26 protein-coding genes are annotated in these 26,206 nt (G+C 63.2%); 9 read left to right on the forward strand and 17 right to left on the reverse strand.

Annotated elements, in window-relative coordinates; translation table 11 throughout:
• Nucleotides 1-240: 240 nt before the first annotated feature.
• Nucleotides 241-1,791 carry a UbiD family decarboxylase gene (locus PCO31110_RS24540; protein WP_150691665.1) on the reverse strand — a complete coding sequence of 517 codons (1,551 nt, stop codon included), beginning with the start codon at nt 1,789-1,791 and terminating at the stop codon, nt 241-243.
• Between the two features lie 569 nt (nt 1,792-2,360).
• On the opposite strand from PCO31110_RS24540, the gene PCO31110_RS24545 reads away from it, so the two are divergent.
• Entirely contained in the window at nt 2,361-3,413 is a 1,053-nt protein-coding gene (locus PCO31110_RS24545; protein WP_010804443.1) for a lytic transglycosylase domain-containing protein, read from the forward strand.
• Nucleotides 3,414-3,618: 205 nt separating this feature from the next.
• On the opposite strand, the gene PCO31110_RS24550 is transcribed toward PCO31110_RS24545, so the two are convergent.
• The 4 genes from PCO31110_RS24550 to ribBA form a co-directional block, all read right to left on the reverse strand.
• On the reverse strand, nt 3,619-4,824 hold the full coding sequence (locus tag PCO31110_RS24550; protein WP_150691666.1) for a pyridoxal phosphate-dependent aminotransferase: 1,206 nt from the start codon (nt 4,822-4,824) through the stop codon (nt 3,619-3,621).
• Nucleotides 4,825-4,982: 158 nt separating this feature from the next.
• Entirely contained in the window at nt 4,983-5,435 is a 453-nt protein-coding gene (gene nusB / locus PCO31110_RS24555) for a transcription antitermination factor NusB (protein WP_010804441.1), read from the reverse strand.
• The gene (gene ribH, locus PCO31110_RS24560; RefSeq protein WP_010804440.1) at nt 5,435-5,950 is read right to left on the reverse strand and encodes a 6,7-dimethyl-8-ribityllumazine synthase; all 516 of its coding nucleotides are present in this window, start codon (nt 5,948-5,950) and stop codon (nt 5,435-5,437) included. Before ribH ends, nusB begins: the two co-directional genes overlap by 1 nt.
• A gap of 128 nt (nt 5,951-6,078) precedes the next feature.
• The gene (ribBA, locus tag PCO31110_RS24565) at nt 6,079-7,200 is read right to left on the reverse strand and encodes a bifunctional 3,4-dihydroxy-2-butanone-4-phosphate synthase/GTP cyclohydrolase II (protein ID WP_010804439.1); all 1,122 of its coding nucleotides are present in this window, start codon (nt 7,198-7,200) and stop codon (nt 6,079-6,081) included.
• A gap of 241 nt (nt 7,201-7,441) precedes the next feature.
• Here ribBA and PCO31110_RS24570 point away from each other — a divergent pair, with 241 nt between their 5' ends.
• Both PCO31110_RS24570 and PCO31110_RS24575 read left to right on the forward strand, forming a co-directional pair.
• Nucleotides 7,442-7,774 (forward strand): ArsR/SmtB family transcription factor, encoded by a 333-nt coding sequence (locus PCO31110_RS24570; protein WP_010804438.1) that lies wholly within the window; start codon nt 7,442-7,444, stop codon nt 7,772-7,774.
• 2 nt (nt 7,775-7,776) lie between these two features.
• Complete coding sequence (locus PCO31110_RS24575) at nt 7,777-8,274, forward strand: SRPBCC family protein (RefSeq protein ID WP_150691667.1); 498 nt, start codon at nt 7,777-7,779, stop codon at nt 8,272-8,274.
• A 123-nt stretch (nt 8,275-8,397) separates the two neighbouring features.
• On the opposite strand, the gene PCO31110_RS24580 is transcribed toward PCO31110_RS24575, so the two are convergent.
• From PCO31110_RS24580 to PCO31110_RS24605, 6 genes are all read right to left on the reverse strand, one after another.
• Nucleotides 8,398-9,099, reverse strand: a complete 702-nt coding sequence (locus PCO31110_RS24580; protein WP_010804436.1) for an ABC transporter ATP-binding protein — start codon at nt 9,097-9,099, stop codon at nt 8,398-8,400.
• On the reverse strand, nt 9,099-9,866 hold the full coding sequence (livG, locus tag PCO31110_RS24585; protein ID WP_010804435.1) for a high-affinity branched-chain amino acid ABC transporter ATP-binding protein LivG: 768 nt from the start codon (nt 9,864-9,866) through the stop codon (nt 9,099-9,101). Before livG ends, PCO31110_RS24580 begins: the two co-directional genes overlap by 1 nt.
• Nucleotides 9,863-11,137 carry a high-affinity branched-chain amino acid ABC transporter permease LivM gene (locus PCO31110_RS24590; protein ID WP_010804434.1) on the reverse strand — a complete coding sequence of 425 codons (1,275 nt, stop codon included), beginning with the start codon at nt 11,135-11,137 and terminating at the stop codon, nt 9,863-9,865. The genes livG and PCO31110_RS24590 overlap by 4 nt, the downstream gene beginning before the upstream one ends.
• 8 nt (nt 11,138-11,145) lie before the next feature.
• A complete protein-coding gene (gene livH / locus PCO31110_RS24595) occupies nt 11,146-12,069 on the reverse strand; it encodes a high-affinity branched-chain amino acid ABC transporter permease LivH (RefSeq protein ID WP_010804433.1) in 924 nt (307 codons plus the stop codon).
• A gap of 101 nt (nt 12,070-12,170) precedes the next feature.
• Nucleotides 12,171-13,283 (reverse strand): branched-chain amino acid ABC transporter substrate-binding protein, encoded by a 1,113-nt coding sequence (locus PCO31110_RS24600; RefSeq protein ID WP_010804432.1) that lies wholly within the window; start codon nt 13,281-13,283, stop codon nt 12,171-12,173.
• Nucleotides 13,284-13,698: 415 nt separating this feature from the next.
• Complete coding sequence (locus PCO31110_RS24605; protein ID WP_010804431.1) at nt 13,699-14,604, reverse strand: LysR family transcriptional regulator; 906 nt, start codon at nt 14,602-14,604, stop codon at nt 13,699-13,701.
• Nucleotides 14,605-14,754: 150 nt separating this feature from the next.
• Here PCO31110_RS24605 and PCO31110_RS24610 point away from each other — a divergent pair, with 150 nt between their 5' ends.
• Genes PCO31110_RS24610 through PCO31110_RS24620 form a run of 3 tightly spaced genes read left to right on the forward strand, consistent with a single transcriptional unit; the run spans nt 14,755 to nt 16,552 of the window.
• The gene (locus PCO31110_RS24610) at nt 14,755-14,964 is read left to right on the forward strand and encodes a tautomerase family protein (RefSeq protein WP_010804430.1); all 210 of its coding nucleotides are present in this window, start codon (nt 14,755-14,757) and stop codon (nt 14,962-14,964) included.
• A 5-nt stretch (nt 14,965-14,969) separates the two neighbouring features.
• The gene (locus PCO31110_RS24615; RefSeq protein WP_246189972.1) at nt 14,970-15,794 is read left to right on the forward strand and encodes a 2-keto-4-pentenoate hydratase; all 825 of its coding nucleotides are present in this window, start codon (nt 14,970-14,972) and stop codon (nt 15,792-15,794) included.
• Entirely contained in the window at nt 15,791-16,552 is a 762-nt protein-coding gene (locus PCO31110_RS24620; protein ID WP_010804428.1) for a 2-keto-4-pentenoate hydratase, read from the forward strand. Before PCO31110_RS24615 ends, PCO31110_RS24620 begins: the two co-directional genes overlap by 4 nt.
• A 111-nt stretch (nt 16,553-16,663) precedes the next feature.
• On the opposite strand, the gene ribD is transcribed toward PCO31110_RS24620, so the two are convergent.
• The 5 genes from ribD to hemL form a co-directional block, all read right to left on the reverse strand.
• Nucleotides 16,664-17,761: a bifunctional diaminohydroxyphosphoribosylaminopyrimidine deaminase/5-amino-6-(5-phosphoribosylamino)uracil reductase RibD gene (gene ribD / locus PCO31110_RS24625; protein WP_150691669.1), complete on the reverse strand. Its 1,098-nt coding sequence runs from the start codon at nt 17,759-17,761 to the stop codon at nt 16,664-16,666.
• 6 nt (nt 17,762-17,767) lie between these two features.
• Nucleotides 17,768-18,313 (reverse strand): TPM domain-containing protein, encoded by a 546-nt coding sequence (locus PCO31110_RS24630; protein WP_010804426.1) that lies wholly within the window; start codon nt 18,311-18,313, stop codon nt 17,768-17,770.
• Nucleotides 18,313-19,296 (reverse strand): TPM domain-containing protein, encoded by a 984-nt coding sequence (locus PCO31110_RS24635; protein WP_246189973.1) that lies wholly within the window; start codon nt 19,294-19,296, stop codon nt 18,313-18,315. The genes PCO31110_RS24630 and PCO31110_RS24635 overlap by 1 nt, the downstream gene beginning before the upstream one ends.
• Before the next feature lie 10 nt (nt 19,297-19,306).
• A complete protein-coding gene (locus PCO31110_RS24640) occupies nt 19,307-19,921 on the reverse strand; it encodes a LemA family protein (RefSeq protein ID WP_010804424.1) in 615 nt (204 codons plus the stop codon).
• 110 nt (nt 19,922-20,031) lie between these two features.
• Nucleotides 20,032-21,336: a glutamate-1-semialdehyde 2,1-aminomutase gene (gene hemL, locus PCO31110_RS24645; RefSeq protein WP_010804423.1), complete on the reverse strand. Its 1,305-nt coding sequence runs from the start codon at nt 21,334-21,336 to the stop codon at nt 20,032-20,034.
• Between the two features lie 135 nt (nt 21,337-21,471).
• Here hemL and rnk point away from each other — a divergent pair, with 135 nt between their 5' ends.
• Nucleotides 21,472-21,897 carry a nucleoside diphosphate kinase regulator gene (rnk, locus tag PCO31110_RS24650; protein WP_010804422.1) on the forward strand — a complete coding sequence of 142 codons (426 nt, stop codon included), beginning with the start codon at nt 21,472-21,474 and terminating at the stop codon, nt 21,895-21,897.
• 111 nt (nt 21,898-22,008) lie between these two features.
• On the opposite strand, the gene PCO31110_RS24655 is transcribed toward rnk, so the two are convergent.
• The gene (locus PCO31110_RS24655; protein ID WP_150691670.1) at nt 22,009-22,611 is read right to left on the reverse strand and encodes a phosphatase PAP2 family protein; all 603 of its coding nucleotides are present in this window, start codon (nt 22,609-22,611) and stop codon (nt 22,009-22,011) included.
• A 596-nt stretch (nt 22,612-23,207) separates the two neighbouring features.
• Between PCO31110_RS24655 and PCO31110_RS24660 the strand changes: the two genes are divergently transcribed.
• Both PCO31110_RS24660 and mgtA read left to right on the forward strand, forming a co-directional pair.
• Entirely contained in the window at nt 23,208-23,393 is a 186-nt protein-coding gene (locus PCO31110_RS24660; RefSeq protein WP_144265700.1) for a hypothetical protein, read from the forward strand.
• Between the two features lie 68 nt (nt 23,394-23,461).
• On the forward strand, nt 23,462-26,203 hold the full coding sequence (gene mgtA / locus PCO31110_RS24665; protein ID WP_150691671.1) for a magnesium-translocating P-type ATPase: 2,742 nt from the start codon (nt 23,462-23,464) through the stop codon (nt 26,201-26,203).
• Nucleotides 26,204-26,206: the final 3 nt, after the last annotated feature.

Genomic DNA, 26,206 nt, shown 5'->3' on the forward strand with positions numbered 1-26,206 from the left:
TCAGCTCTCCTCTCGATGACCGGGCGGCGCGGTCGGCGGGGGCTGCGCGCCGCTCGGGGGCGGAAACGGATACGGCTTGTCGGTGCGTCGTGCGTCGGGTGTCAGCTTACTCCAATGCCGTGCGCCGTTTGTGACGCGTGCGCATCGGATGGAGGGATGCGGTGTCGAACGGCGCTGCGCGCGCGATACCGGCAGCCCGGTGGCCGCCGGCGTCTCGCGATTCGGCTGGCGTGGCCGGTTTTACAAGCCGAGATCCTTATACAGAACCGCCATGCGAGCCTCGACGTCGGCGCTCATTTCGATGGGGCGCCCCCACTCGCGCGATGTCTCCCCGGCCCACTTGTTGGTCGCGTCGATGCCCATCTTGGAGCCCAGTCCCGCTTTGGGCGAGGCGAAGTCAAGATAGTCGATGGGGGTCTGGTCGACGAGCGTGGTGTCGCGGATCGGATCGACGCGCGTGGTGATCGCCCAGATGACTTCCTTCCAGTCGCGGATATCGACGTCCTCGTCCACCACGACGATGAACTTCGTATACATGAACTGGCGCAGAAAACTCCACACGCCGAACATCACGCGCTTGGCATGCCCCGGATAGGCCTTCTTCATCTGCACGATGGCCATCCGATAGCTGCAACCTTCCGGCGGCAGATAGAAATCGGTGATCTCGGGGAATTGCTTCTGCAGCAGCGGGACGAACACTTCGTTGAGCGCCACGCCGAGCACGGCCGGCTCATCGGGCGGTTTGCCCGTGTACGTCGAGTGGTAGACGGCGTTGCGGCGCAGGGTGATGCGCTCGATCGTGAACACCGGGAACCACTCCTGCTCGTTGTAGTAGCCGGTGTGGTCGCCGTAAGGGCCTTCCAGCGCGTGATCGTAACCTGCCGTCGCACCGCGCGACGGCGGCGGCGGGGCGCCATCGGGGATGGCCCGCGCTTGCCCGGACGGATAAATGAAGCCCTCGAGCACGATCTCGGCGCGTGCTGGAACACGCAACGATTCCAGTCCCGGCGTCACGCATTTGGCCAACTCGGTGCGACTGCCGCGCAGCAAACCGGCAAACTGATACTCGGACAACGTATCGGGTACGGGCGTCACGGCGCCAAGCATGGTGGCCGGATCGGCGCCGAGCGCGACAGCAATCGGGAACGGCTTGCCGGGGTTCACCAGCGCGAACTCGCGGAAATCGAGCGCGCCGCCCCGGTGGGCGAGCCAGCGCATGATGACCTGATTGCGGCTGATGACCTGCTGGCGGTAGATGCCCAGGTTCTGACGTTTGCGATGGGGGCCCTTGGTAATCACGAGGCCCCACGTGATGAGCGGGGCGGCGTCGCCAGGCCAGCAAGTCTGAATCGGCAGGCGCGCGAGGTCGACGTCATCGCCTTCCCAGACGATCTCCTGACACACCGGGCTGCTGACTTCCTTGGGCGCCATGTCCCAAACCGCCTTGGCCATGCCGAGCAGTTTGCCCGCATCCTTGAGTCCGCGAGGGGGTTCGGGTTCCTTGAGTGCCGAGAGAAGGCGGCCGATGTCGCGCAGCGAACCCAAGGCGTTTTCGCCATTGTCGACGCCCATGCCGAGCGCCACTCGTTCAGGGGTGCCAAATAAGTTGGCAAGCACCGGCATGGCGTAGCCTGTCGGCCGCTCAAACCACAGCGCAGGACCCGCCGCCTTGAGTACACGGTCGGCGAGTGCCGTCATCTCCAGCACCGGCGAAACCGGCACGTCTACGCGACGAAGCTGGCCGGATCGCTCCAGTTGCGCGGTGAAGTCACGAAGATCGAGATATTTCATGAAACAAACCGTTACCAAAAATTTTTACGAATTTCCTACGCCCGGTGTAAACGGTCGTTTGAATTCGAAGAATGTCGGGGTGGCACCCTTGTAAACGCGGGGTGAGGCAGGGCATTTTACCGGTCAAGGCTCCCGAACGTCACGGCAAAACAGCTGTTACAAATTACTTTTAGTAATGATTTTTGATAATAATAGTATTGACGGTTTATATGTGGCTGCTACAATCCGCCCGTTGAATCCAGAAAGGCGGCTTCGATGACGGGTAGGCCAACCCGCTCGAGCTTAGCGACAACTACAACATCGACGTGGATTTTCAGTGGCTGGTTTTCTCACCGAGGTCGGGAAACCAGTGTTTTAGGAAGCAGCGCGAGCGATAGCTCGTCAGCGCCGGGGACCTGAACAGGTCGGCGCGCTGCGGCGGTAGCGGCATCGTCAATGACAAACGCGATGCGCCGCCCCGTTCCATATGCCGTAGATGAGCAATTAACGGGATGCCTGGCGGGCATGCTGGCTCGTTTCCTTACGCCCCGGGGCCACCCCGTGGTGACGGCGTAACCGGAGTACGTAGTATGAAGAAGTCTGGTTTATCACCCTGGCTACTGGCCGCTGTCCGTGCGTTTGGCGCACGCGGTGCGGCAACGGTAGCCGCGGCTCGCCGCGATTGGCGTCGTCTTGCCTGGCACGGCGGTCGTGTTGGACTGTATACGTCTAGCGCGGTTGGTCTGGTTGCCGTGGTCGGCACGCTGGCGTTGTGGGCCCAACCGACGTGGCGCGCCGATCTGGCGTCGCGCGTGGGTCCGCTGCTCGAGGCGGCCACCGGTACGGCCAATGCGGCCAGCCAGGGCACCAACGGCAGCATCGTCGTTCAGGGTTCCCCGTCCGACTCGTCGTTGATGGCGCAAGCGGCACAACACGTGCCGTCGGCCGCCGTTCTCGCCGCTTATATTCCGAACCAGCGTGTGGCCGCCGATGCGCGTGCCCCCAAGGCGCTGGACACGCGTGAGCAGATCGCCGTGGCCGACTATCTGGCACGACGCTATCGCGTGGCAGGTGACGTGACGGGCAATCTCGTGCGCGCAGCCTATTCGACGGGCAAGGAAGTCGGCCTCGATCCGCTGCTGCTGCTTGCGGTGATGGCAATCGAATCGGGCTTCAACCCGTATGCCGAGAGCACCGTCGGCGCACAGGGCCTCATGCAGGTCATGTCGAAGGTGCATCAGGACAAGCTCGAATACTTCGGCGGTCCCGAGGCAGCACTGCATCCGCTCGCGAATATCAAGGTGGGTGCGTTGATCCTGAAGGAATGCATTGCGCGCGGCGGTTCGCTTGCCGGTGGTTTGCGCCTCTACGTTGGTTCGACCAGCGCAGGTGACGGCGGTTATGGCGCCAAGGTGCTTGCCGAGCGCGATCGTCTGCGTGGTGTGACCATGGGCCACAAGGTCTCGCCGAATGCGCCGCAAGCGCCGGTGATCGTCAGTTCGGCTTCGGCCAAGCCGGCCGTGAAGCCGGTCTCGGCGGGCAAGTCGGACGAATCGGCACCTACGCCGGCCGCGTCGACATCGACGGGCAAGGCCGCTGCGGCGGCCAAGCCGCTCGAAGCGGACGACAGCACCGCTGCCTGATCGGCCTGATCGACCTCTCGGATGACCTCGGATGATGCGCCATGGCCGGCGTATCGCCGTCCGGGAAAGTCACCTTCGGCAAGTGCGATGCCTATCTATATAGAGAGGCGATGCGCAGCAAACAAAAAACCCATCGAATCGCTTCGATGGGTTTTTTGTTTTCCTGAGGGCGGGGCGCAGTAACGACGGGCATCTGCGCGCATCATCAACCTGCGGTAAAGACCTTTCCGATCCGGTCCATGGCCTCGTGCAACTGCTCGAGCGACGTGGCATACGACAAACGGATGTATCGGTGTGGTTCGGCGAAACCGAAGTCCAGTCCTGGCACGAGCACGACGTCTGCCTGCTGAAGCAGCGACTGCGTGAGGCGATCGCTGTCGGCGGCGTGCGGATGCGATACGCCGGTGCAGTCTGCGTAGACGTAAAACGCACCGTCAGGCATTACGGGCACCTTGAAGCCAAGGCGTTCGAGCGCCGGCACGATGTAATCGCGGCGTTTGCGGAACGCTTCCTTGCGGGATTCGTAAATCGCCAGGGTTTCCGGAAGGAAGCAGGCCGTCGCGGCATGTTGCGCCACGGCAGACGGGCAGATGAACAGATTCTGCGCGAGCTTTTCGAACGTCGGCACCATCGACGGCGGCACGACCAGCCAGCCGAGGCGCCATCCCGTCATGTTGAAGTACTTCGAGAAGCTGCTCACGACCAGGACATCGTCGCCGAAGGACAGCGCGGTGGTCGGCTTGCCATCGTAGGTGAGGCCCTGATAGATCTCGTCGACCAGCGTGAAGCCGCCGCGCGCGCGTACCGTCTTCACGATGCGGGACAACGCTTCCGTCTCGATGGATGTGCCTGTCGGGTTCGACGGTGAGGCAAGCAGCACCCCCTTCGTTGCCGGCCCCCAATGCGATTCAATGTGCTCGGCCGTGAGCTGGAAGCGGTCTTCCGGGCCCGAGGGGATCAAGACCGGTTTGCCGTCGAACGTCGACACGAAATGGCGATTGCACGGATAGCAGGGGTCCGGCATCAGGACTTCATCGTCCACACCAACGAGCGCTGCGCAGGCCAGCACCAGAGCAGCCGAGGCACCGGCTGTCACGACAATGCGCGACGGATCGACGTCAACACCGTAGTAACTACGGTAATACGCGGCGATGGCTTCGCGCAGGGCGGGAATGCCCATGGCGCCCGTGTACTGTGTCCGTCCATCGCGCATGGCCTTCGCCGCCGCCTCGATCACTGCGTCGGGTGCCGTGAAATCCGGTTCGCCGATGCCCATGTGAATCACACGATGTCCCGCCTTTTCCCGCAGTGCGGCTTGCTTGGCTAGCTCCATCACGTGGAACGGGGCGATGTTGTCGACACGTTGCGCGAGTTTGAACGAGGCTGGGGAGAGGTCGAGCGTGCGGTCCATGATGTCGGGGGGGCAGGAGCGAGTGGGTAAGGGCAGGCGAGGCTGAAGGGGGCTGGCGGGAAAGGCCGGGTGGGGCACCTCGGGGCAGGCACCCCACCGTCTGGCTCATCCGGCGGCAGGCCGCTTCGGGCCTCTGGCCCGAAATGCCTTGCCGGGCGTCAGGCGCTTTTACCGCGACCGCCGTTGCGATTGGCGGCAACTTCATCCGGACGCACTTCTGCCGAGAACTTGTCGAGGACACCGTTCACGTAGCGGAAGCCTTCGACACCGCCGAAGGTCTTGGCCAGCTCGACGGCCTCGTTGATGACCACGCGGTACGGAATGTCCAGGTGGTGAATCAGTTCGTAGGCACCAATGACGAGCACGGCATGTTCGACCGGCGACAATTCGGCGGCCGGGCGGTCCAGGTACGGCTGGAGTTGCTGCGACAAGGCGTCCGCTTCCCGGATGCTGCCGTGCAGCAGCGCATCCAGGTGAGTACGGTCAGCCTTGTCGTAGCCGGGGGTGGTGCGCAGATGCGCATCGATCTCACCCGCGTGGTCGCGCGAGAGCAGCCATTGATACAACCCTTGCAGCGCAAATTCGCGCGCGCGGCGGCGAGCACTCTTCATTACCGGTCTTCCTCTTCTTCGTCTTCGTCTTCATCCGATCCGTCGTCGCCACTGAGCATGTCGATAGCTTCGAGCAGATTGGCCATTTCCACCGCCACGCGGGCCGCATCGCGGCCCTTTTCGGCGGCACGCACTTCGGCCTGTTCGTCATTTTCGGTCGTGAGCACCGCGTTGGCGATGGGGATACCGAAATCGAGACCGATGCGCGTAATACCGGCACCGCTTTCGTTCGAGACAAGCTCAAAGTGATACGTCTCGCCGCGGATCACCGCGCCGAGCGCGATGAGTGCGTCGAACTGGCCGCTCTCGGCCATCTTCTGCAATGCCAGTGGAATTTCCAGTGCGCCGGGCACCGTCACGAGCAGCACGTCTTCGCCGTCAACGCCGAGGCGATCGAGTTCAGCCACAGCGGCAGTGCGCAGTGCCGTGCAAACGGCGTCGTTGAATCGTGCTTGCACGATGCCCACGCGCAGGCCTTCACCGTCGAGTTCCGGCTGGTATTGTCCGATGTCCATAATGGGCTTCCTCTAAAAAAGTACCGTCCAGGCGGTGCAGCCAACGTTGTGCCGACATGCCCGAGACGGGCAATGCTCGGCGAGATGATTCTCTGCCGTTTGCCGGCGGAGAATCGATACGGAAATGCTCAGGCGGTGCTGGCGCCGGGCATCGGTTGGAAACCGGTGACCTCGAGGCCATAACCTGCCATGTTGGGGATCTTGCGCGGGCTCGAGAGCACGCGCATTTTACCGACGCCCAGCTCGCGCAGGATTTGCGCCCCCACGCCGTGGGTACGGAAGTCCACCGGGCGGCGCTTGGCGCGCGCGGCCTTCTCGGACTCGTCCAGCGCTTCGAACTGGTTGAACAGGTGATCCGGCGTTTCCACGCAATTGAGCAGCACGACCACGCCCTTGCCTGCCTCGGCAATCGCTTGCATGGCGCCAGCAAGCGTCCAGGAGTGGGTCGACACGCCGGTTTCGAGCAAGTCGAGCACGGAAAGCGGCTCGTGGACGCGCACAAGTGTCTCGTCAGCCGGCGTGGGCGTACCGCGTACCAGTGCCAGATGCGGATTGCCGCTCGGCTTGTCACGGTACAGGGTTGCCTGGAAGGTGCCCCAGGCCGTCTGCATTTCGCGCGTGGCGACCGTCTCGATCATCGATTCGGTGCGGCTGCGGTAATGAATCAGATCGACGATCGTGCCGATCTTGATGTTGTGCTGCTCCGCGAACTCCAGCAACTGCGGCAGGCGCGCCATCGTGCCGTCGTCGTTCATGATCTCGCAGATCACGGCCGCAGGTGTGAGACCCGCCATTGCCGTCAGATCGCAACCGGCTTCCGTGTGACCCGCGCGCACCAGCACGCCGCCAGGCTGCGCCATGATCGGGAATACATGGCCGGGCTGCACGATATCTTCGGGACGCGCCTCATGCGCAATGGCCGTCTTCACCGTATGTGCACGATCTGCCGCGGAGATGCCGGTGGTGACACCCTCGGCCGCTTCGATCGACAGCGTGAACGCGGTGCCGTACTGCGTGCCGTTGCGGTACGTCATGAGCGGCAGGTTGAGCTGCTTGCAGCGCGCCTGTGTGAGGGTGAGGCAAATCAGCCCACGGCCGTACTTGGCCATGAAGTTGATGGCTTCGGGCGTCGCGAACTCGGCCGCCATGACCAGATCGCCCTCGTTTTCACGATCTTCCTCGTCAACGAGGACAACCATGCGGCCGGCCTTCAGCTCGGCAATAATTTCTTCTGTAGTGGCCAACGGCATAGCGGACAACGCGGGGGCTGAATTTGGAAAGGCTCTATTCTACGCCAAGCCGGTGCACGGCTGCGGCCGAATCTCGTGCTGTACCCCCCGGAAAATCGGCCGACGCAGGCAATTTCGGTAGCGTCCGAATCGGATCTCGGAAGAATCGCCTCAAGGAATCGATGGCCAGCTTGTTGCCGGTCGGCAAATTCCAGATACAAAGGTATTGACCTAAGTAAGCGGCGTCAATATAGTTAGGCGCATGGCTAACCAATCCATCCCTCTCGACCGGATCTTTCAGGCGTTGTCCGACCCCACGCGACGCGCGGTCGTCGAGCGTCTGACGCTTGGCCCCGCCTCGGTGAGTGAACTGGCGCGCCCGTTTTCGATGGCATTACCGTCGTTTTCGCAGCACTTGAATGTGCTGGAGGAGAGCGGTCTGGTCGTGTCCCGGAAAAGCGGGCGTGTGCGCACCTATGCGTTGGAAACCGAGACGCTGGCCGGTGCGCAGGATTGGCTCCAATTGCAGCGCGACAAGTGGACGCGCCGCCTCGACCAACTCGATAGCTATCTGCTACAGATGACGGAGACATGAGCATGAGCCGTGCGAATCTTTTCTCGATCGACCCGAAGCTGGATCTGGTGCTTGAGCGTTACGTCGACGTGCCGTGCGAGCGTGTTTGGGCGGCGTGGACAAAGCCCGAGCACATCAAGAAGTGGTTCACGCCCGCACCGTGGCAGACCGTGGAATGCGAAATCGATCTGCGTCCGGGCGGACTGTTCCGCACGGTGATGCGCTCGCCCGAGGGGCAGCAGTTCCCCAATGACGGGTGCTATCTGGAGGTCGTCGAGAACTCGCGGCTGGTCTGGACGAATGCCGTCCTGCCGGGCTTTCGTCCGGCTCCTGCGCCCGTGAAGGAACACGGTGGCTTTCATTTCACTGCGGCCGTATTGATGGAGACGCAAGGTAAGGGCACGCGCTATACCGCCATTGCCATTCATGGTGACGAAGCCACGCGTGCGCAGCACGAGGCCATGGGCTTCCATGACGGCTGGGGCAAGGCGCTCGATCAGTTGGTCGACCTGATGAAGTGACGTGCGGGCGATGCGAGGCACATGACCTCCACGCCGCCGCATGAAAAAAGGGACGCGCCCGACGACGCGTCCCTTTTTGCTTTCGACATTCACCGTCGGCGGCTCATGTCGCAGGCAGCAACATCACGCCCCGAGATAAGCGCGCTTGATGTCGTCGTTCGCGAGCAGGTTGGCGGCTGAGTCGGCAAGCACGACGCGACCGGTTTCGAGCACATAGCCACGATCGGCCACATGCAGTGCCTTGTTCGCGTTTTGCTCGACCAGAAACACCGTGACACCTTCTTCGCGGATCGCACGAATGATGTCGAAGATCTGTGCGATCACGAGCGGGGCCAGACCGAGCGTCGGCTCGTCGAGCAACAGCAGGCGTGGACGGCTCATCAGTGCCCGCCCGATGGCCAGCATCTGCTGTTCGCCGCCCGACATCGTGCCGGCGCGTTGCTTGCCGCGCTGTGCGAGTCTCGGAAACAACTTGAAAACGTGGTCCATGCCGGCCTCGATTTCATTCTTGGACGCGAAGAAGCCGCCCATCTTCAGGTTCTCGATCACGGTCAGACTCGGAAACACCCGGCGCCCTTCCGGTGAAATCGCGAGTCCCATACGCATGATTTCATGGGTGGGACACGCGGTGATGTCGTTGCCTTCGAACATCACTCGTCCGCTCGATGCGCGCGGGGTGCCGCACACCGTCATCATCAGCGTGGTCTTGCCTGCGCCGTTACTGCCGATGAGCGTGACGATCTCGCCCTTCTTCACTTCGATCGACACGCCGCAGAGTGCTTCGACGGCCCCGTAGTGGGTATGGATCTTTTCCAGCTTCAGCATTATTCCTCCCCGAGGTAGGCCTTGATGACGCGCGGGTCGTTGCGCACCTCGTCGGGCTTGCCGGTCATGATCGGCTTGCCGTGTTCCATCACGAGAATCCGGTCCGAAACGCCCATCACCAGACTCATGTCGTGTTCGATGAGCAGCACCGAGATGCCGAATTCGTGACGCAGGTTGTCGACGAGTTGTTGCAACTCGACTTTCTCCTGCGGGTTCAGGCCGGCGGCCGGTTCGTCGAGCATGAGCAGACGCGGCTCGGTAATCATGCAACGTGCGATTTCGAGACGTCGCTGATGTCCGTAAGACAGCGTGCCCGCTTCGCGATTGGCGACGGCGGTCAGGCCCAGGCGGTCGAGCCACCACTTGGCGCGCTCGAGCGCTGTGCGCTCGGCACGACGGAACGCCCCCGTCGAGAGCAACCCTTGCAGGAAGCCGCTGTGCACACGCATGTGCTGGGCGACGAGCAGGTTCTCCACGACCGTCAATTGACGGAACAGGCGAATGTTCTGGAATGTGCGGACCAGACCGCGCCGGGCCACCATGTGGCTCGGCAGACCGGTGATGTTGTCGCCGTCGAGCATGATCGAACCGCCCGTGGGGCGATAGAAACCGCCGACGCAATTGAAGACGGTTGTCTTGCCTGCGCCGTTCGGGCCGATGATCGCGAAGACTTCGTTCTTGCGGACGTCGAATTCGACGCCGTCGACGGCGAGCAGACCGCCGAAGCGCATCTGCAGGCCGGAGAGTTTCAACAGTTCTGCACTCATTGCGGCAACTCCACATGCGGGCGGGTGGCGGGCAGCAGACCCTGCGGACGCCACATCATCATCAGCACCATCACCAGACCGAAAATCAGCATGCGGTATTCCGCAAAGTCGCGGGCGACTTCGGGCAGGATCGTGAGCAGGATGGCCGCGAGAATCACGCCGATCTGCGAGCCCATGCCGCCGAGCACCACCACGGCGAGGATGAGTGCCGATTCGATGAACGTGAACGATTCGGGCGTGACCAGCCCCTGACGCGCCGCAAAGAACGCCCCGGCGAGACCCGCAAACGACGCCCCCAGCGTGAATGCGGAGAGCTTGATGCGCGTCGGGTTCAGACCAAGCGAGCGGCACGCGATTTCATCTTCACGCAGGGCTTCCCACGCCCGGCCGATCGGCATGCGAATCAGGCGGCTCGTGACGAACAGCGTGAAGCCCACCAGTGCAAACGCGAGCAGGTACAAAAAGATCACCATGTGCGAGCCGCTGTAGGGCAGGCCGATCAGCTCATGGAATGTCTTCGCGCCTTCGACACTCGACGAACGCACCATTTCGAAGCCGAACACGCTGGGTTTCGGAATGCCCGACACGCCGTCCGGACCGCCGGTGAGGCTCGTCAGGTTGTTCAGCAGCAGACGGATGATCTCACCGAAGCCCAGCGTCACGATAGCGAGATAGTCGCCACGCAGACGCAACACCGGGAAGCCGAGCAGGAAGCCGAACGTGGCCGACATGAGGGCGGCGAGCGGCAGGCATTCCCAGAAGGTCAGGCCGAAGTACTGGTTGAGCAGGGCATACGTATAGCCGCCAACCGCGTAGAAGCCGACGTAGCCCAGATCGAGCAGACCGGCGAAGCCGACAACGATGTTCAGGCCGAGGCCGAGCACGCAGTAGATGAGCGCAAGCGTGGCCACGTCCACCGCGCCGCGCGAGCCGATGAAGGGCCACACGAGCCCGACGGCGAGCAGCACCCACATCGCAGTCAGTTGTTGACGACGCCCCATGGCAGGCATGGCCGGCAGCTTCACCGCACGCTTCGAGCGAAGCAACAGGGGCTTGATCAACTGGAACACGAAGACGATGGCCGTGGCGATCCAGACCGGGCGCCAGTGCTGCTCAAGCACGACCTGATAGCCTTCGAGCTTCAGTTGCAGGCCCAGGATGGGGGCCGTGAGGACGATCGTCACGAGCGCGGCGATGACCGCACCCTTGAGCGTGTCGCCTGCCGGCGCGCGGTTGGCGGCGCCGGACTTGAGTGTGAGTTGTTGTGTCATGGTCGACCTCAGACTTTCTCGACGTCGGGCTTGCCCAGCAGGCCGGTCGGGCGGAACAACAGCACCAGCACCAGCAGGCAGAACGCCACGATGTCCTTGTACTCGGAGGGCATATAGCCCGAGGCGAGCGTCTCCGCCAGCCCCAGCAGCACGCCGCCCAGCATGGCGCCGGGAACGCTGCCGATACCGCCCAGCACTGCCGCCGTGAAGGCCTTGATGCCGGCGATGAAGCCGATGTATGGATTGAGCTTGCCGATGGTCAGGCCGATCAGCACACCGCCAACGGCAGCGAGCATGGCGCCGAGCACGAACGTGAACGAGATCACACGGTTCGTGTCGATGCCGAGCAGGTTGGCCATGCGCATGTCCTCGGCGCAGGCGCGGCAGGCGCGGCCCATGCGCGAGTTGGCGATGAACAGCGTGAGCAGGATCATCAGCGCGACCGTCACACCCACGATCAGCATACGAGCGTAGGGAATGGTCACGGTGAAGTCGCCCATCGGAATATCGATGGCGCCCGAGATCAGCATCGGCACGGATACATCACGCGCGCCCTGACCGATCTGCACGTAGTTCTGCAGGAAGATGGACATGCCGATCGCGGAGATCAGCGGTCCAAGACGAGGTCCGCCGCGCAGCGGGCGATACGCCACCCGCTCGATCGCGAAGCCGTACAGGCCCGTGATCAGCACCGATACCAGCAGTGCTGCCCCCAGCACGAGAGGCAAGGGGTAACCCGCCGCTGTACCGATGGCAGTCAGTGTGACAAGCCCGACATAGGCGCCGATCATGTAGATCTCGCCGTGGGCAAAGTTGATCATGCCGATGATGCCGTAGACCATTGTGTAGCCAATGGCAATCAGCGCGTAGATCGCACCCAGCGTCAGGCCATTGACCAGTTGCTGGGCGAACTGTGGGAAAAAATCGTTCATGCGGGAAGCCTCGCGACGAGGGGGCCGAGCGCGAATGCGCGCCGCCCGCCGGAGTCGGCGGGCGGCAGGGGTGATTCGCTGGCGGGTAAAGCGTCAGGGAATCAGTTAGCGGCGGTCTTGGTGGCGTCTTTGTGCCAGGTGAACACCACGAACTTGAACGACTTCAGATCGCCGGCCGCGTCATACGCAACCTTGCCGATCGGCGTGTCGAACGTGTTGGCGTGGAGGTACTTGGCCACCTTTTCCGAGTCGGTGCTCTTCGCGCCGGCGATGCTCTTGGCGATCAGTTGCACGCCCGTGTAGGCCGGCATCTGGAACGGACCATTCGGATCGCGCTTGGCGTTGGCGAAAGCCTTCACCAGTTTGGCGTTGGCCGGATCGGCGGCGAAGTCGGCCGGCAGCGTCACGAGCATGCCTTCCGAGGACGGGCCGGCGATGGCCGTCACGTCCTTGTTACCCACACCTTCCGGGCCCATGAACGTGGCCTTCACACCTTGTTCACGCGCCTGACGCAGCAGCAGACCCATTTCCGGGTGATAGCCGCCGAAGTACACGAAGTCCACGCCTTGCGACTTGAGCTTGGTGATGACAGCCGAGTAGTCCGAGTCGCCGGCGTTGATCCCTTCGAACAGCACCACCGGGATCTTGGCGGCGTCGAGGTCCTTCTTCACCGAGGTGGCGATGCCCTGGCCGTACGACTGCTTGTCGTGCAGCACGGCAACCTTCTTCGGCTTGACCTTGTTGATGATGTACTGGGCAGCCGCCGGGCCTTGCTGGTCGTCACGGCCGATGGTGCGGAAGATGAAGTGGCGCTTCTTGCCTTCGGTCAGCTGCGGGGCAGTCGCCGACGGCGTAATCATCACCACGCCTTCGTTTTCATAGATGTCCGATGCCGGGATCGTCGAACCCGAGCACACGTGACCGATCACGTACTTGATCTTCTGGCTGACGATCTTGTTGGCGACGGCGACGGCCTGCTTCGGCTCGCATGCATCGTCCATCATCACGGCTTCCAGCTTGTTACCGTTAGCACCGCCTGCCGCATTGATTTCTTCGATGGCGGTCAGCGCGCCGGCCTTGACCATGTCGCCGTATTGGGCAACCGAGCCACTGAACGGGCCGGCGATGGCGATTTTGACGGTCTCGGCATTGGCGGCCGTTCCAATGAAGGCGAGAGCAGCGGCGACGAACAGGGATTTGTGACGGAACTGCATTGTGGACATCTCCTTGATTTGTATTTTTTGACTACCCAGGCATGCGGTGGTCTTGATCGACTGCTGAACCTGTCGGTATTTGGATCATTCGCGCCGTTGGCGGCACGAACGATGCGCCATAGTAGCGTAATACGCAGCCCAATTGAAACAGGTATCCGGGGTGCCCTCGAAACCCGCATGAATAAAGGCTTTCAAAAGGGTCGGAAGAGAAAAATAAGAGTCCTCACAGCGATACTCCGTAGTACTACGCAGATAGGAAATCCATTGAAACCGATTCAAATCGATAAATCGGGGCCATGTTGAATCGACTGCGCGGATTATTGAAAAGGACATTTTGGATACAATCCGCGATTCATTGGAATCCAATCGTGAAGTTTTGCATCCGATGCCGTATATCGATGGATATGCGCGCCGGCTACATGGTCAGCGTGTGACGTTGATTGCGCGAGCGCCGGATGAGCGCGAGAAAGGCCGCGAGAATCGGAGAATCGTCGTCTCGCCGGTACATGCAGTTCAGCTCGATATCCCGCAGGTGCCGGGATGTCAACGGCCGGTACACCACGCCGGGCAGGCGCAGGTTCGCCGCCGACTCCGTCGTCACGCAAACGCCGAAGCGGCTTGCCACCAGCGCAATCGACGTTACGACGTCCTCCACTTCCTGCTCGACCCGCAGCGTGACGCCCTCGGCACGGAACGCGGCTGCGACTTCCTCGGCGAGGCCGGGCACCGGCGCGTTCGGATAAAGAATCATCCGCTCGTTGTCGAGATCGGCCAGCGTTAACGAGGCACGCTCGCATAGCGGATGGCCTTCGTAGAGCGCCACCAGAAACGGCTCCCGATGAATCCAGTCGACGACGAGGTCCGGTTCGTCGGGTATCAGGCGATTGAAGCCGATGGCGATGCGCCGCTCGCGCAACGCCGCGATCTGCTCTGTCTTCGACAGGTTGTGCAGACCGATCTTCACTTCGGGACGCTCGGTATGAAAGCCCGCCAGCAACCGCGGAATGACATCGAGAATGCCCGAACTGAAGATGCCGACATCGAGGCGTCCGATATAGCCTTCGCCCGCAAGGCGAGTCTGCTCTTCCGCACGGCGCGCCAGCGACAGGATATTCGGCACCTCGGCGAGCAGCGTCTGCCCGGCGGCGGTCAGTGTGGCGCCCTTGGGGGTGCGCACGAAAAGCGCGGTGCCCAACTGGGCTTCGAGCGCGTGAATGTGACGGGTGAGCGGCGGCTGCGCCATGTTCAACCGCGCTGCCGCCCGCCCGAAATGGCCTTCCTGCGCGACGGCAAGAAAGTACCGCATCTGCTTGATGTCCATGGAAATCCCGTCCCGGTGCAACGACCGGTGCCGTTGCTCAATACCGAAATGGTATCGGAATCCGGAAATTTGGTATTGGACGGTATCCTTCCGGGGCGCGCATCATTGGGCCAGAACGCTCTCTATGCCGCATTTTCAGGAGACAGCATCATGCCAATCGTACATATCAATCTGATAGAAGGCCGCGACGAAGCCACCGTGAAGGCTTGCGTGAAGGCCGTGGCCCGCACCGTGCATGAAACGCTCGGCGCACCGCTCGAATCGATCCGCGTCTATGCCACACAGGTGCCGGCCGCGCACTGGGCCGTGGGCGAGCGCACCAAGGACGAGCCGGCGGCGCCGGCCAAGGCAGGCGCGTGATGACGGTGAGCACGCAACGCGACGCCGCTACGCAGGCGCGCCTGCAGCAGGCGGCCGACGCGCTTCTCGAAGCCGAACGCTCGCATCGCTTCATCGCGCCTTTGCGCGACACGTATGCGCCGCTGAGCATCGAAGACGCCTATGCCATTCAGCGCATCAACACCGAGCGGCGTCTGGCTGCCGGGCGCCGTATCGTCGGCTGCAAGATCGGCCTGACGTCGGTTGCCGTGCAGAAGCAGCTTGGCGTTGACCAGCCCGATTTCGGCATGCTGTTCGACGACATGGGCTACGGCGACGGTGAACCGATCCCCGCATCGATCCTCACGCAACCGAAGATCGAAGCCGAGATCGCCTTCGTCATCGGCCGGGATCTGCGCGTCGATCACCCGGGCCAGCTCGATGTCATCAACGCCATCGAATATGCGCTGCCTGCGCTGGAGATCGTCGGTAGCCGTGTGGCCGACTGGAACATCCGCATTACCGACACGATTGCCGATAATGCGTCGTCGTCGGCGTACGTGATCGGCAATACGCCGAAGCGGCTCTCCGAATTCGATGTGCGCATGTGCGGCATGGTGATGGAGCGGCGCGGCGAGCCGGTGTCCGTGGGGGCCGGCGCGGCCTGTCTGGGGAGTCCGATCAACGCCGTGGTGTGGCTGGCTCGGACGATGGCGGCCGTAGGCACGCCGCTCAAGGCCGGCGACCTGGTGCTCTCCGGCGCCCTCGGCCCGATGGCCGCAGTGACGCCCGGTGACATTTTCGAAACCCGTATCAACGGCCTGGGCTCGGTCCGCGCCGTGTTCGACCCTGCCAGCGAGGCTGCGCGATGAGCCACATTCACGACTACGCCAAGTTGCTCGACGACGCGGCGCATTTCGCGCACGAGGTCGAGCAGTTCGATACCGACAATCGTCTGTCGCTCGACGACGCCTACGCCATTCAGGCCGCATCGCTCGCCCGGCGCGCACAGCGCGGTGAGACGCGCGTTGGTGTGAAGATGGGCTTCACCAGCCGCGCGAAGATGATTCAGATGGGGCTGTCCGACGTGATCTGGGGACGTCTCACGTCCGGCATGCAGGTCGAAGAGGGCACGTCCATCGACTTCAAGCGCTACGTGCATCCGCGTGTCGAACCGGAGATCGCCTTCATTCTGAAGAAACCGCTTGAGGGCAACGTCACGGGTCCGCAGGCGCTCGCGGCAGTCGAAGCGATTGCACCGGCCATCGAGATCATCGATTCGCGCTACAAGGACTTCAAGTTCACGCTGCCGGAAGTGATTGCGGACAACGCATCGTCGAGCGGCTTCGTGATCGGTGCTTGGCACGATCCGCATGTCGACTTCTCGAATCTGGGGTTGGCCATGACGATCAACGGCCGTACCGTGCAGGTGGGCTCGACGGCGGCGCTGCTAGGCCATCCGCTGCGCTCGCTGGTGGCTGCGGCGCGTCTGTCGGCGGCCGCCGGTGAGCCGCTGCAGGCGGGCTGGATCGTGATGGCGGGCGGCGCTACGCCGGCCGAATACATTCAGCCGGGGCAGTACGTGTCGGTCGAAATGGAGTCGCTCGGTCGCGTGGGCTTCCACGTCTGAGCGAGCGCGCGGCAGGCAGCACGAGCCCTTCCGGGCCCGCAAAGAAGAACGGGGTGCACCAGCCGGTACACCCCGCGTTTTCTGGCTTCTTGCTGTGATCGAAAGGCCGGCTCAGTCGCGTTTGAAGCGAGCCATGATGCGCAGATCGCTTTCGATCATGCGCACGTCCGTGAAGCTGAGGGCGAGCTTGTCGTCGAGCGACGTGAGCGCGGGCAGATTGAACATGCCCTGCGCATCGCCGACGATGCAAGGCGCGAGATACGTCAGCAACTCATCCACACAGCGTTCGCGCAGCAACGAGCCATTAAGCTTGTAGCCGGCTTCCACGTGAATTTCGTTGAGCTGACGCTCCCCTAGCGTGCGCAGCAGTGCAGACAACTCGACCTTGCCGTTCGGATTGGGCAGGTCGAGCACCTCCACACCCAGATCGCGCAGACGCGACGCCCGGCCCGGATCGCCGTTCGCACAGACCACGAGTGCGTTGCCGTTCGCAAGGACCTTGGCGGTTGGGGAAATCTCCAGACGGGAGTCGACCACGATGCGCAGCGGTGCACGCGTGGTCTCGACCTCGCGCACGGTGAGTGCCGGATCGTCTTCGCGCACGGTGCCGATACCGGTGAGAATGGCGCATGCCCGAGCGCGCCACGCGTGCCCATCGGCGCGCGCCGCCGGGCCGGTGAGCCACTGGCTCACGCCGTTGTTCAGCGCAGTCTTGCCATCGAGGCTCGCGGCCACCTTCAGACGTACCCACGGCGTGCCGCGCACCATGCGCGCGACGAAGCCGATGTTCATTTCGCGCGCTTCCTGCTCCAGCAGTCCGCAACGAACTTCAATGCCCGCGTCGCGCAGCATCGCCAGGCCGCGCCCCGCCACGAGCGGGTTCGGATCTTCCATCGCGGCGATCACGCGTTTCACACCGGCTTCGATAAGCCCCTTCGCACAGGGCGGCGTGCGGCCGTAGTGGCTGCACGGCTCGAGCGTGACGTAGGCCGTCGCGCCGCGCAACGACTCGCCGCGCGTGCGTGCGTCTTTCATGGCCTGCACTTCGGCGTGATCCTGACCGGCGGGCTGCGTGAAACCTTCACCGATGACGCGGCCGTCCTGCACGATCACGCAGCCGACGCGCGGATTCGGCGCCGTGGTGAACATTCCGCGCTCGGCAAGTGTCAGCGCGCGGCGCATGTAAGCAAAATCCTGTTCGGAAAACATGAGACGTCAGATCATCAGCGGCCGGTCGGTCAACGCATTGTCCGGCGCTGCGCCGGCGTGGGCCGGCAGGGATTCGCGCGCAATGCCGCGCAGGGTGTTCAGCGCGTCGAGCACGCTCTGGACATAACGTTCGTCATGGAATCCCGCACTCATTTCGCTAACCACGGTGTCCCATGTATGGGCAGGCACCCGCGCATGGACGCCTTTGTCGGCGATCAGCTCGATATCGTGATCGGCGATGTTGATGTACAGCAGTATGCCCGTGCGCTCGCCCGTATGGGCGATGCCGAGTTGGTGAAACAGTTGAACGGCGCGTTGACGGCACGTGTGGCCGTGCCACACCGCAGCCAGCGGCATGGCCGCTTCGATGACCAGACGGATCTCGCAGCGGTGTTCGGTTTCCGATTCCCGGATGGTGGCTTCGAGCGTATCCAGCGCCTTGTCGGGAAAAATCCATCGGGCGTGCGCGCGCCAAGTGCCGAGGTGCCGCAGCCAGCGTGAGATGTCGTGCGGCCTTTGTTGCGCCGTGATCGGTTCGTGTGTCATCGCCATTACCAGTTCCCCGACGAGCCGCCGCCGTCAAATCCGCCACCCCCGCCACCGCCGAAGCCGCCACCACCGCCGCCGCCGAAGCCACCGCCGTCGTTACGTCCCCAGCCGCCCCCCAGTCCGCCACCGAGGCCGGCGCCGAACCCGCCCGTACCGATGCGTCCGCGTTGGCCGGTGAATACGCGTGAGCGCGGGTCGTTGGGATCTCCACCCGGCAGTCCCGGACCGCGGAAGCGCCGGCGGCTCTCCATGATGACGACCATCGCAATGATGAAGACGATGAAGAGCAGCGGCAGGAAATCGGATAGATCTGAGTGCGGAGCGCGTGTCGAGGGGAGATTCGGCGCGGGCAGCGCCTCGTTGTTCATGGCGGCCTGTACCGCCGCGACGCCCGCCGCCAGCCCGCCGAAGAAGTCGCCGTTGCGGAAATACGGCGCCATCACGTCGCGCAGGATACGCCCGGAGACCGCGTCGGTGAGTGAGCCTTGCACACCGCGTCCGACTTCGATGCGCATCTTGCGCAGATCGTTCGGATTGTTCTTCGCGATGAGCATGATGACGCCGTCGTCCACTCCCTTGCGGCCGGCTTTCCAGGCATCCGCCACGCGGATACTGTACTGGTCGATGGTCTCGGGCGCCGTGCTCGGCACCATCAGAATAAAGATCTGACTGCCGCGCTCTTGCTCGTATTGCGCGAGTTGTGTCTCGAGAGCGTTGCGTTGCTCAGGCGTGAGCGTTCCCGTCAGGTCGGTCACGCGCGCGGTGAGTGCGGGCACGGCCACCAGCGTTTCTGCGCCGGCCGGCAACGCCAGCCAGCACAGACAGGCCAGCGCCAGTGCCCAGAGGCCCCAAAGCAGGCGCGCCGGTGCCGCGTGTCGTCGAGCGCCGGCGGCGTTGCCGTGTGCGGCGTTCGTCACCGGATGGCGCGCAGGCAACCCGCCGCCGTCCGGCATGACCGGGGAGAAGACAGCAGAGACGGCAGCCATGACGTGATCCTCAGAACTTGACGGTCGGCGCGGTCGAAATGGCCTTCTCGTTTTCCACCGTGAAGTTCGGCTTCGCCGCGTAGCCGAACATCTTGGCCGTCAGGTTGTTCGGGAACTGACGCACGTACACGTTGTAGTCCTGAACCGCCTGAATGTAGCGATTGCGCGCCACGGTGATGCGGTTTTCCGTGCCTTCGAGTTGCGACTGCAAGTCGCGGAACAGGCCGTCGGCCTTCAGATTCGGATAGTTCTCCGAGACGGCCATCAGTCGCGAAAGTGCGCCGGACAGTTCCCCTTGTGCTTGCTGGAATCGCTTGAACGCCTCCGGGTCGTTCAGCGTCTCGGGCGTGACGGTGATGCTTGTGGCCTTGGCACGGGCATTGATCACTTCGGTGAGCGTCGATTGCTCGTGCGAGGCGTAGCCCTTGACCGTATTCACCAGGTTCGGCACCAGATCGGCGCGGCGCTGGTACTGGTTGACGACCTCGCTCCAGGCGGCCTTGACGGCTTCATCCTTGACCTGAATCTGGTTGTATCCGCAGGCAGACAGCAAGGACGTGAGCAGTCCCAGTGCGAGCCAGCGAACAAACGACTGACGGAGCTTGGTCGGCAGCAGCATTTGCATGGTGTTTCTCCCTGTTGGGGCGGGCGGGACCTGCCCGCAGCCCCGGTTCGATATGTGAGCGAATAAAGTCGGTGACTCGGTGCCGGTGACGCGCGCGGGATGCGAGACGTTCAGGCGACGGCCCGGAAGGCATCGCGGGCGGCGTCGAGCGTGGCGTCGATGATCGTGTCGTCGTGCGTTGCCGAGACAAAGCCGGCTTCGAAGGCGCTCGGCGCGAGATAGACGCCGCGATCGAGCATCGCGTGGAAAAATTTGTTGAAACGGGCAACGTCGGACGTCGTGACTTCGGCAAAGCTCTGCGGCACGTTGGCGCGGAAGTACAGGCCGAACATGCCGCCGACGCTGTCGCCCGAGAACGGCACACCGGCTGCCTGTGCTGCGTCGACGAGCCCGGTGACGAGCTTGGACGTGCGCTTGGCCAGATCCTCGTAGAAGCCCGGCGCCTGAATCAGCTTGAGCGTGGCGAGGCCGGCGGCGACCGCCAGCGGGTTTCCGGAGAGCGTGCCTGCCTGATAGACGCCGCCCAGCGGCGCGAGGTGCGACATGATGTCGCGCCGGCCGCCGAACGCCGCAGCGGGCATGCCGCCGCCGATGACCTTGCCAAGGCAGGTGAGGTCGGCCGCAATGCCGTAGAGCGCTTGCGCACCGCCCAGACCGACGCGGAACCCGCACATCACTTCGTCGAAGATCAGCACGGTGCCGTGCGCAGTGCACAGCTCGCGCAGCGTTTGCAGGAAGTGGCGTGAGCCGCGCACGAGATTCATGTTGCCGGCCACCGGCTCGACGATCACGGCGGCAATCTCACCGCCTTGCCCGGCGAACAGCTCGCGAAGCTGCTCGACGTTGTTGTACTCGAGCACGAGCGTGTCGCGCGTGACTTCGGGCGGCACGCCGGCCGACGACGGCGCGTTGCGCGTCGAATCGGCGAACGTCAGCAGACCCGAACCGGCCTTGACCAGCAGGCTGTCCGCGTGACCGTGATAGCAGCCTTCGAATTTGACGATCTTGTTGCGACCCGTAAAGCCGCGCGCCAGGCGCAGCGCGCTCATCGTGGCCTCGGTGCCGGAGGACACCAGACGCACCTGTTCGATGGACGGCACGAGACGGCAGATTTCCTCGGCCATCACCACTTCGGCCTCGGTGGGGGCTCCGAAGCTGAAGCCTTGCGACATGGCCGTTTGCACGGCAGCCACGACGTCCGGATGCAGGTGGCCGACGATCATCGGACCCCACGAGCCGATGTAGTCGATATAACGGGTGCCTTCGGCGTCCCACATGTAGGGGCCTTGTGCACGGGCAATGAAGCGGGGGGTACCGCCGACCGAGCGGAAGGCGCGGACCGGCGAGTTCACGCCGCCGGGAATGGTTTGCTGGGCACGCTCGAAGAGAGCGGCGTTCGTCGTAGTTTCGGACATGAATTCGGCTTTTGGAGACGTCTTGATGCGTCGATTCTAGCGGATGGCGGTCAAGTCCGGGACTTCTCGCCGCGCGGGGCTTCTGTTAGATTGAAGGCCACTCTCTCAACGTCAAGGAAAAACAGGCCCGTCGACATGTCCACCGTTCACTCCCAACGTCCCTCGATCACTGTCTCGACTCTCGACCTCGAACGCCTGGAAGCGCTTATGGCGCAGGCGCCGCGTGCGGCATTGCCGTATGTGGAGGCACTCGAAACAGAGCTTGCCCGGGCGAGCGTCGTCGAACCGGAGCAAATCCCGGCCGATGTCGCCACGATGAATTCGGTGGTGCGCTATCGTGATCTCGCCACGCAGCAGGAGCACCGTGCGACGCTCGTGTACCCGCAGCATCTGGCGAGCACGCAAAGCGGCATTTCGGTACTGGCGCCCGTGGGCAGTGCGCTGCTTGGTCTGCGCGTCGGCCAGTCGATTCACTGGCAAGTGCCGGGTGGCCACCTGATCGAGCTGGAATTGCTCGGCATCGATTACCAGCCCGAAGCCGCTGGCGAATACCACCGCTGATTTCCCTCTGCGCATCATCACTGGGAGATTCGGATCTCCCGAGTCTCCCAACCCTCCCAGCATCTCCGAAGTTCCTCGCAGTCCCTCCGGCAGTTCCCACGTTTTCTTATTTCAGCGACGCAGCCAGCCGCGCGCGATTGGCCATGCCATCAGGCGGCGATAGATGCCTTCGAGGATGGCCGAGACGATACGGCTCGTTTCCCGTGCGCTCGCCGTGCGCATGATGAGTGCGGCCGCAATCGACACGACCAGTCCGCCAAGCATGTCGACCGGCCAGTGAACGCCGAGATAAATGCGTGCCCAGCACACCGGCAGCGCGCAAATCAACAGCAAGCGGCCGAGCAGGCGCGGCGTGCGTGCGGCCATCCCCATCAGGACGAATGCCGACGTGAACATGAGCGACGCGTGATTGCTGGGAAATGCGCTGGTGGGGGCATGGGGGAGCAGGTTCGTGCCGACACCGGCGACGAACGGCCGCGGCTCGGCCCAGGCCAGCCCGATGACGAAGTTGATCAGCAGCACGAGCCCCACGCCCAGCAGACCGTGAACGGCACCTTCGCGGTCACGTCCGCCTGCAAGCCACAGGGTGACCAGCCCCACCGGGAGCAGGACGATCAGATACTTGGCGAGGAAGACGGCGACGGCCAATTCACCTTCGCTCACATTGGGCGAGGCGTTGATGGCCAGAAAGAGGGCGCGGTTGAGTGAATCCATGAAGTCCGGGAGGCCAGAGGTGACTGCCGGTGGTCAGCGGCGCTACCGGGCTGCACACGCAGTGCCGGCGCATCGACAGCCGCCGGCAGGCGGTTTGTGACGAAAACATGACGAATTCTGACTGAGCCGCTTTCCGTTGGAAAGTTGCATTTGTCATCATTTTGTAACGCGTTGAATTGTCACTTTTCTTTCGACGCACTTGGGGGTAAGATTGCGCCGTTATAGCTTTCAGGAGGTCCTTCCGTGGACAGTGGTTCTAGTGGTAGTTGCCGGTCGACACAGGTCGACACCATCACCGCGAGTTAGTCCCCGGGATCTTCCCCGCCGCTGACTCGCATAGTCGGGTTGGCGCGCACCTCTGATGTACGTCTCGATTGCCCTGTCCCCTTGGCCCGCATGCCAAAGGGTTTTATTGGGTCATACCGATAGCGTCCGTCTTTCGTAGCACGCTCCCTAATTAGCTTTACATCTGCCGTTCGGGCTGTCCCGCCGTGCGCGTGTGTTCGTTTTCGGGCCGTTTGCCGTTGTGCACCGGTCGCCGGACTCGATCTCATCGCCTGCGCCGGGCGGATTGCCGCGCGGCCGGGAGATTCATCGTGTTCCGTTACTCAATGACCCTTCGCAGCGGTAATCCGCAAGCCCTGATGCTGCCGAGCGAGTGCCTGCATCACTATCACGTCGATCCGCATCCGGAAGCCACCGAAACGGTGCGTCCGGGCGCAGGGGCGCGTCTCGGGCAGTGGCTGCGGGCGTTCGTGCGCCGCGAAAAAACGGCGGGCTGAGCCTGCCTTACGACTTTCGGGGGCGCAGGCGGTTCACCGGTGCCCCGGACATTTTCAGGATGTATCCGATGCAACAAGCTCTCACGCTCAGCGAGCGACTGATTGCGGTGCTTGGCGCGCGCCTTGGGCTGCGCTTCTTCCGTCGCCGCGACATGCTCGAAACCCTCGACGCACCAGCGCACGGCCATGAGGCACCGCCGGGTCTCGTCGACGCCGCCCGCGACGCCGGCCCGGATCTGCTCGCACGGCTGAGCACCACCCGCGACGGGCTGTCCGACGACGAAGCCGCCACCGTGCGGGCACATGTCGGTGCCAACGAAGTCGAGCACGAAAAGCCGTTGCCCTGGTGGCGGCACCTGTTCAACTGCTACCGCAATCCGTTCAATCTGCTGCTCTCGGCACTGGCCGCTGTGTCATTTGCGACCGACGACACCGAGGGAACGATCATCATCGCGTCGATGGTGATCATTTCCACGGTGTTGCGATTTGTGCAGGAAGCGCGTTCGAACAAGGCTGCGGAGAAGCTCAAAGCGATGGTGAGCACCACGGCCACGGTGCTGCGCCGCGAGGCGCTGGGCGACGGTGGCGCAGAGCCCGACAACGTGCGCCGTCTGGGCCGCATGGGCCGCGAAATTCCGTTGGCGGAACTCGTGCCGGGCGACATCGTGTTGCTCGCGGCCGGTGACATGATTCCGGCGGATGTACGCATTCTCGCGGCCAAGGACTTGTTCGTCTCGCAATCGGCCCTCACCGGCGAGGCGCTGCCTGTCGAGAAATTTGCGCACGCGTGCGAGTCCGGCGGGAGCAATCCGCTCGCTTACGACAATCTCGCCTTCATGGGCACGAACGTTGTCAGCGGCTCGGCCACGGCGGTGGTCGTGGCAACCGGTGCGCGCACCTTCTTCGGCTCGCTCGCGCAGCGCGTCACGGCGCTGCAACCGACGGTCACGTCGTTCCAGCAAGGCGTGAATCGCGTGTCGTGGGTGCTGATCCGCTTCATGATGGTCATGACCCCCATCGTGTTGCTCATCAACGGCTTTACCAAGCACGACTGGCTCGAAGCCTCGTTGTTTGCGCTGTCGGTGGCGGTCGGTCTGACACCTGAAATGCTGCCGATGATCGTGACGGCTACGCTGGCGAAGGGTGCGGTCGTGCTCTCGCGCAAGAAGGTGATCGTCAAGCGGCTCGATGCGATTCAGAACTTCGGCGCGATGGATGTGCTGTGCACGGACAAGACCGGCACGCTCACACAGGACAAGATTTGTCTTGAGCGTCACACCGATGTCTGGGGCCATGGCTCCGAAGACGTGCTCGAGTACGCCTATCTCAACAGCTTCTACCAGACCGGACTGAAGAACCTGCTCGATGTGGCGGTGCTCGATCATGCGGAGTTGCACCAGCGTCTGGACGTGGTGAACCGCTACCGCAAGATCGATGAGATTCCGTTCGATTTCCAGCGCCGTCGCATGTCGGTGGTGGTCAGCGAGAACGGTGCGCATCACGAGTTGATCTGCAAGGGCGCGGTGGAAGAGGTGATGGCGGTGTGCGACCGTGTGCAGCACGGCGCGAATGTCGAACCGCTGACGCCCGACGTGCTGGCTCGCCTGCGTCGCGTGACGGCCGATCTGAACGCCGAAGGGCTGCGCGTGGTGGCGGTGGCGACGCGTCATTTGCCGCCCGTGCGCGAGCGCTATGGGGTTGCGGACGAAAGCGAACTCGTGCTCGTCGGCTACATTGCGTTTCTCGATCCGCCCAAGGAGTCGACGGCGCCCGCGTTGACGGCGCTCGCGGCGGCAGGCGTCGACGTCAAGGTGCTCACGGGCGATAACGATCTCGTGACGGCGAAGGTCTGCCGCGAGGTCGGCCTGAAGGTGAACGGCTGCGTGTTGGGCGATGACATCGAGGCGATGAGCGATGCGGAACTGGCGCAGACCGTCGAGCGTGCCAACGTGTTCGCGAAGCTCACGCCGGCGCACAAGGAACGGCTCGTGCGGATGCTGCGTGCGAACGGTCATGTGGTGGGCTTCATGGGCGACGGCATCAACGATGCGCCGGCGTTGCGTGCTGCGGATATCGGCATCTCGGTGGATACGGCGGTGGACATCGCCAAGGAGGCGGCCGATATGATCCTGCTCGAGAAGAGCCTGATGGTGCTTGAGCAGGGGGTGATCGAAGGGCGTCGCACGTTTGCGAACATGCTCAAGTACATCAAGATGACGGCCAGCTCGAACTTCGGCAATGTCTTCTCGGTGCTGATTGCGAGTGCGTTCTTGCCGTTCCTGCCGATGCTGCCGTTGCAGTTGCTCACGCAGAATCTGCTTTACGACCTGTCGCAAACGACGATTCCGTTCGACAACGTCGACGACGAGCAACTGACGCGGCCGCAGCGCTGGAACCCGGCGGATCTGTCGCGCTTTATGGTGTTCTTCGGCCCGATCAGCTCGATTTTCGACGTGCTGACGTTCCTGGCGATGTGGCACCTGTTCGGCGCGAACAGCGCCGAGCACCAGACGCTGTTCCAGTCCGGCTGGTTCGTCGAAGGGCTGTTGTCGCAGACGCTGATCGTGCATCTGATCCGCACGCGCCGTATTCCGTTCGTGCAGAGCCGCGCCGCGTGGCCATTGCTGCTGATGACGGGCGCGGTGATGCTGATCGGCCTGATGCTGCCGATGTCGCCGTTTGCGGACACGTTCAAGATGCAGGCGCTGCCGCTCGCGTACTTCCCGATGCTCGCCGCCATCCTCCTCGCCTACGCCGTGTTGACGCAGTTGATGAAAGGCATGTTTGCACGACGGTTTGGGTGGCAGTGAAGT

This window comes from Pandoraea communis (genome assembly GCF_902459745.1).
GTDB classification, from domain to species: domain Bacteria; phylum Pseudomonadota; class Gammaproteobacteria; order Burkholderiales; family Burkholderiaceae; genus Pandoraea; species Pandoraea communis.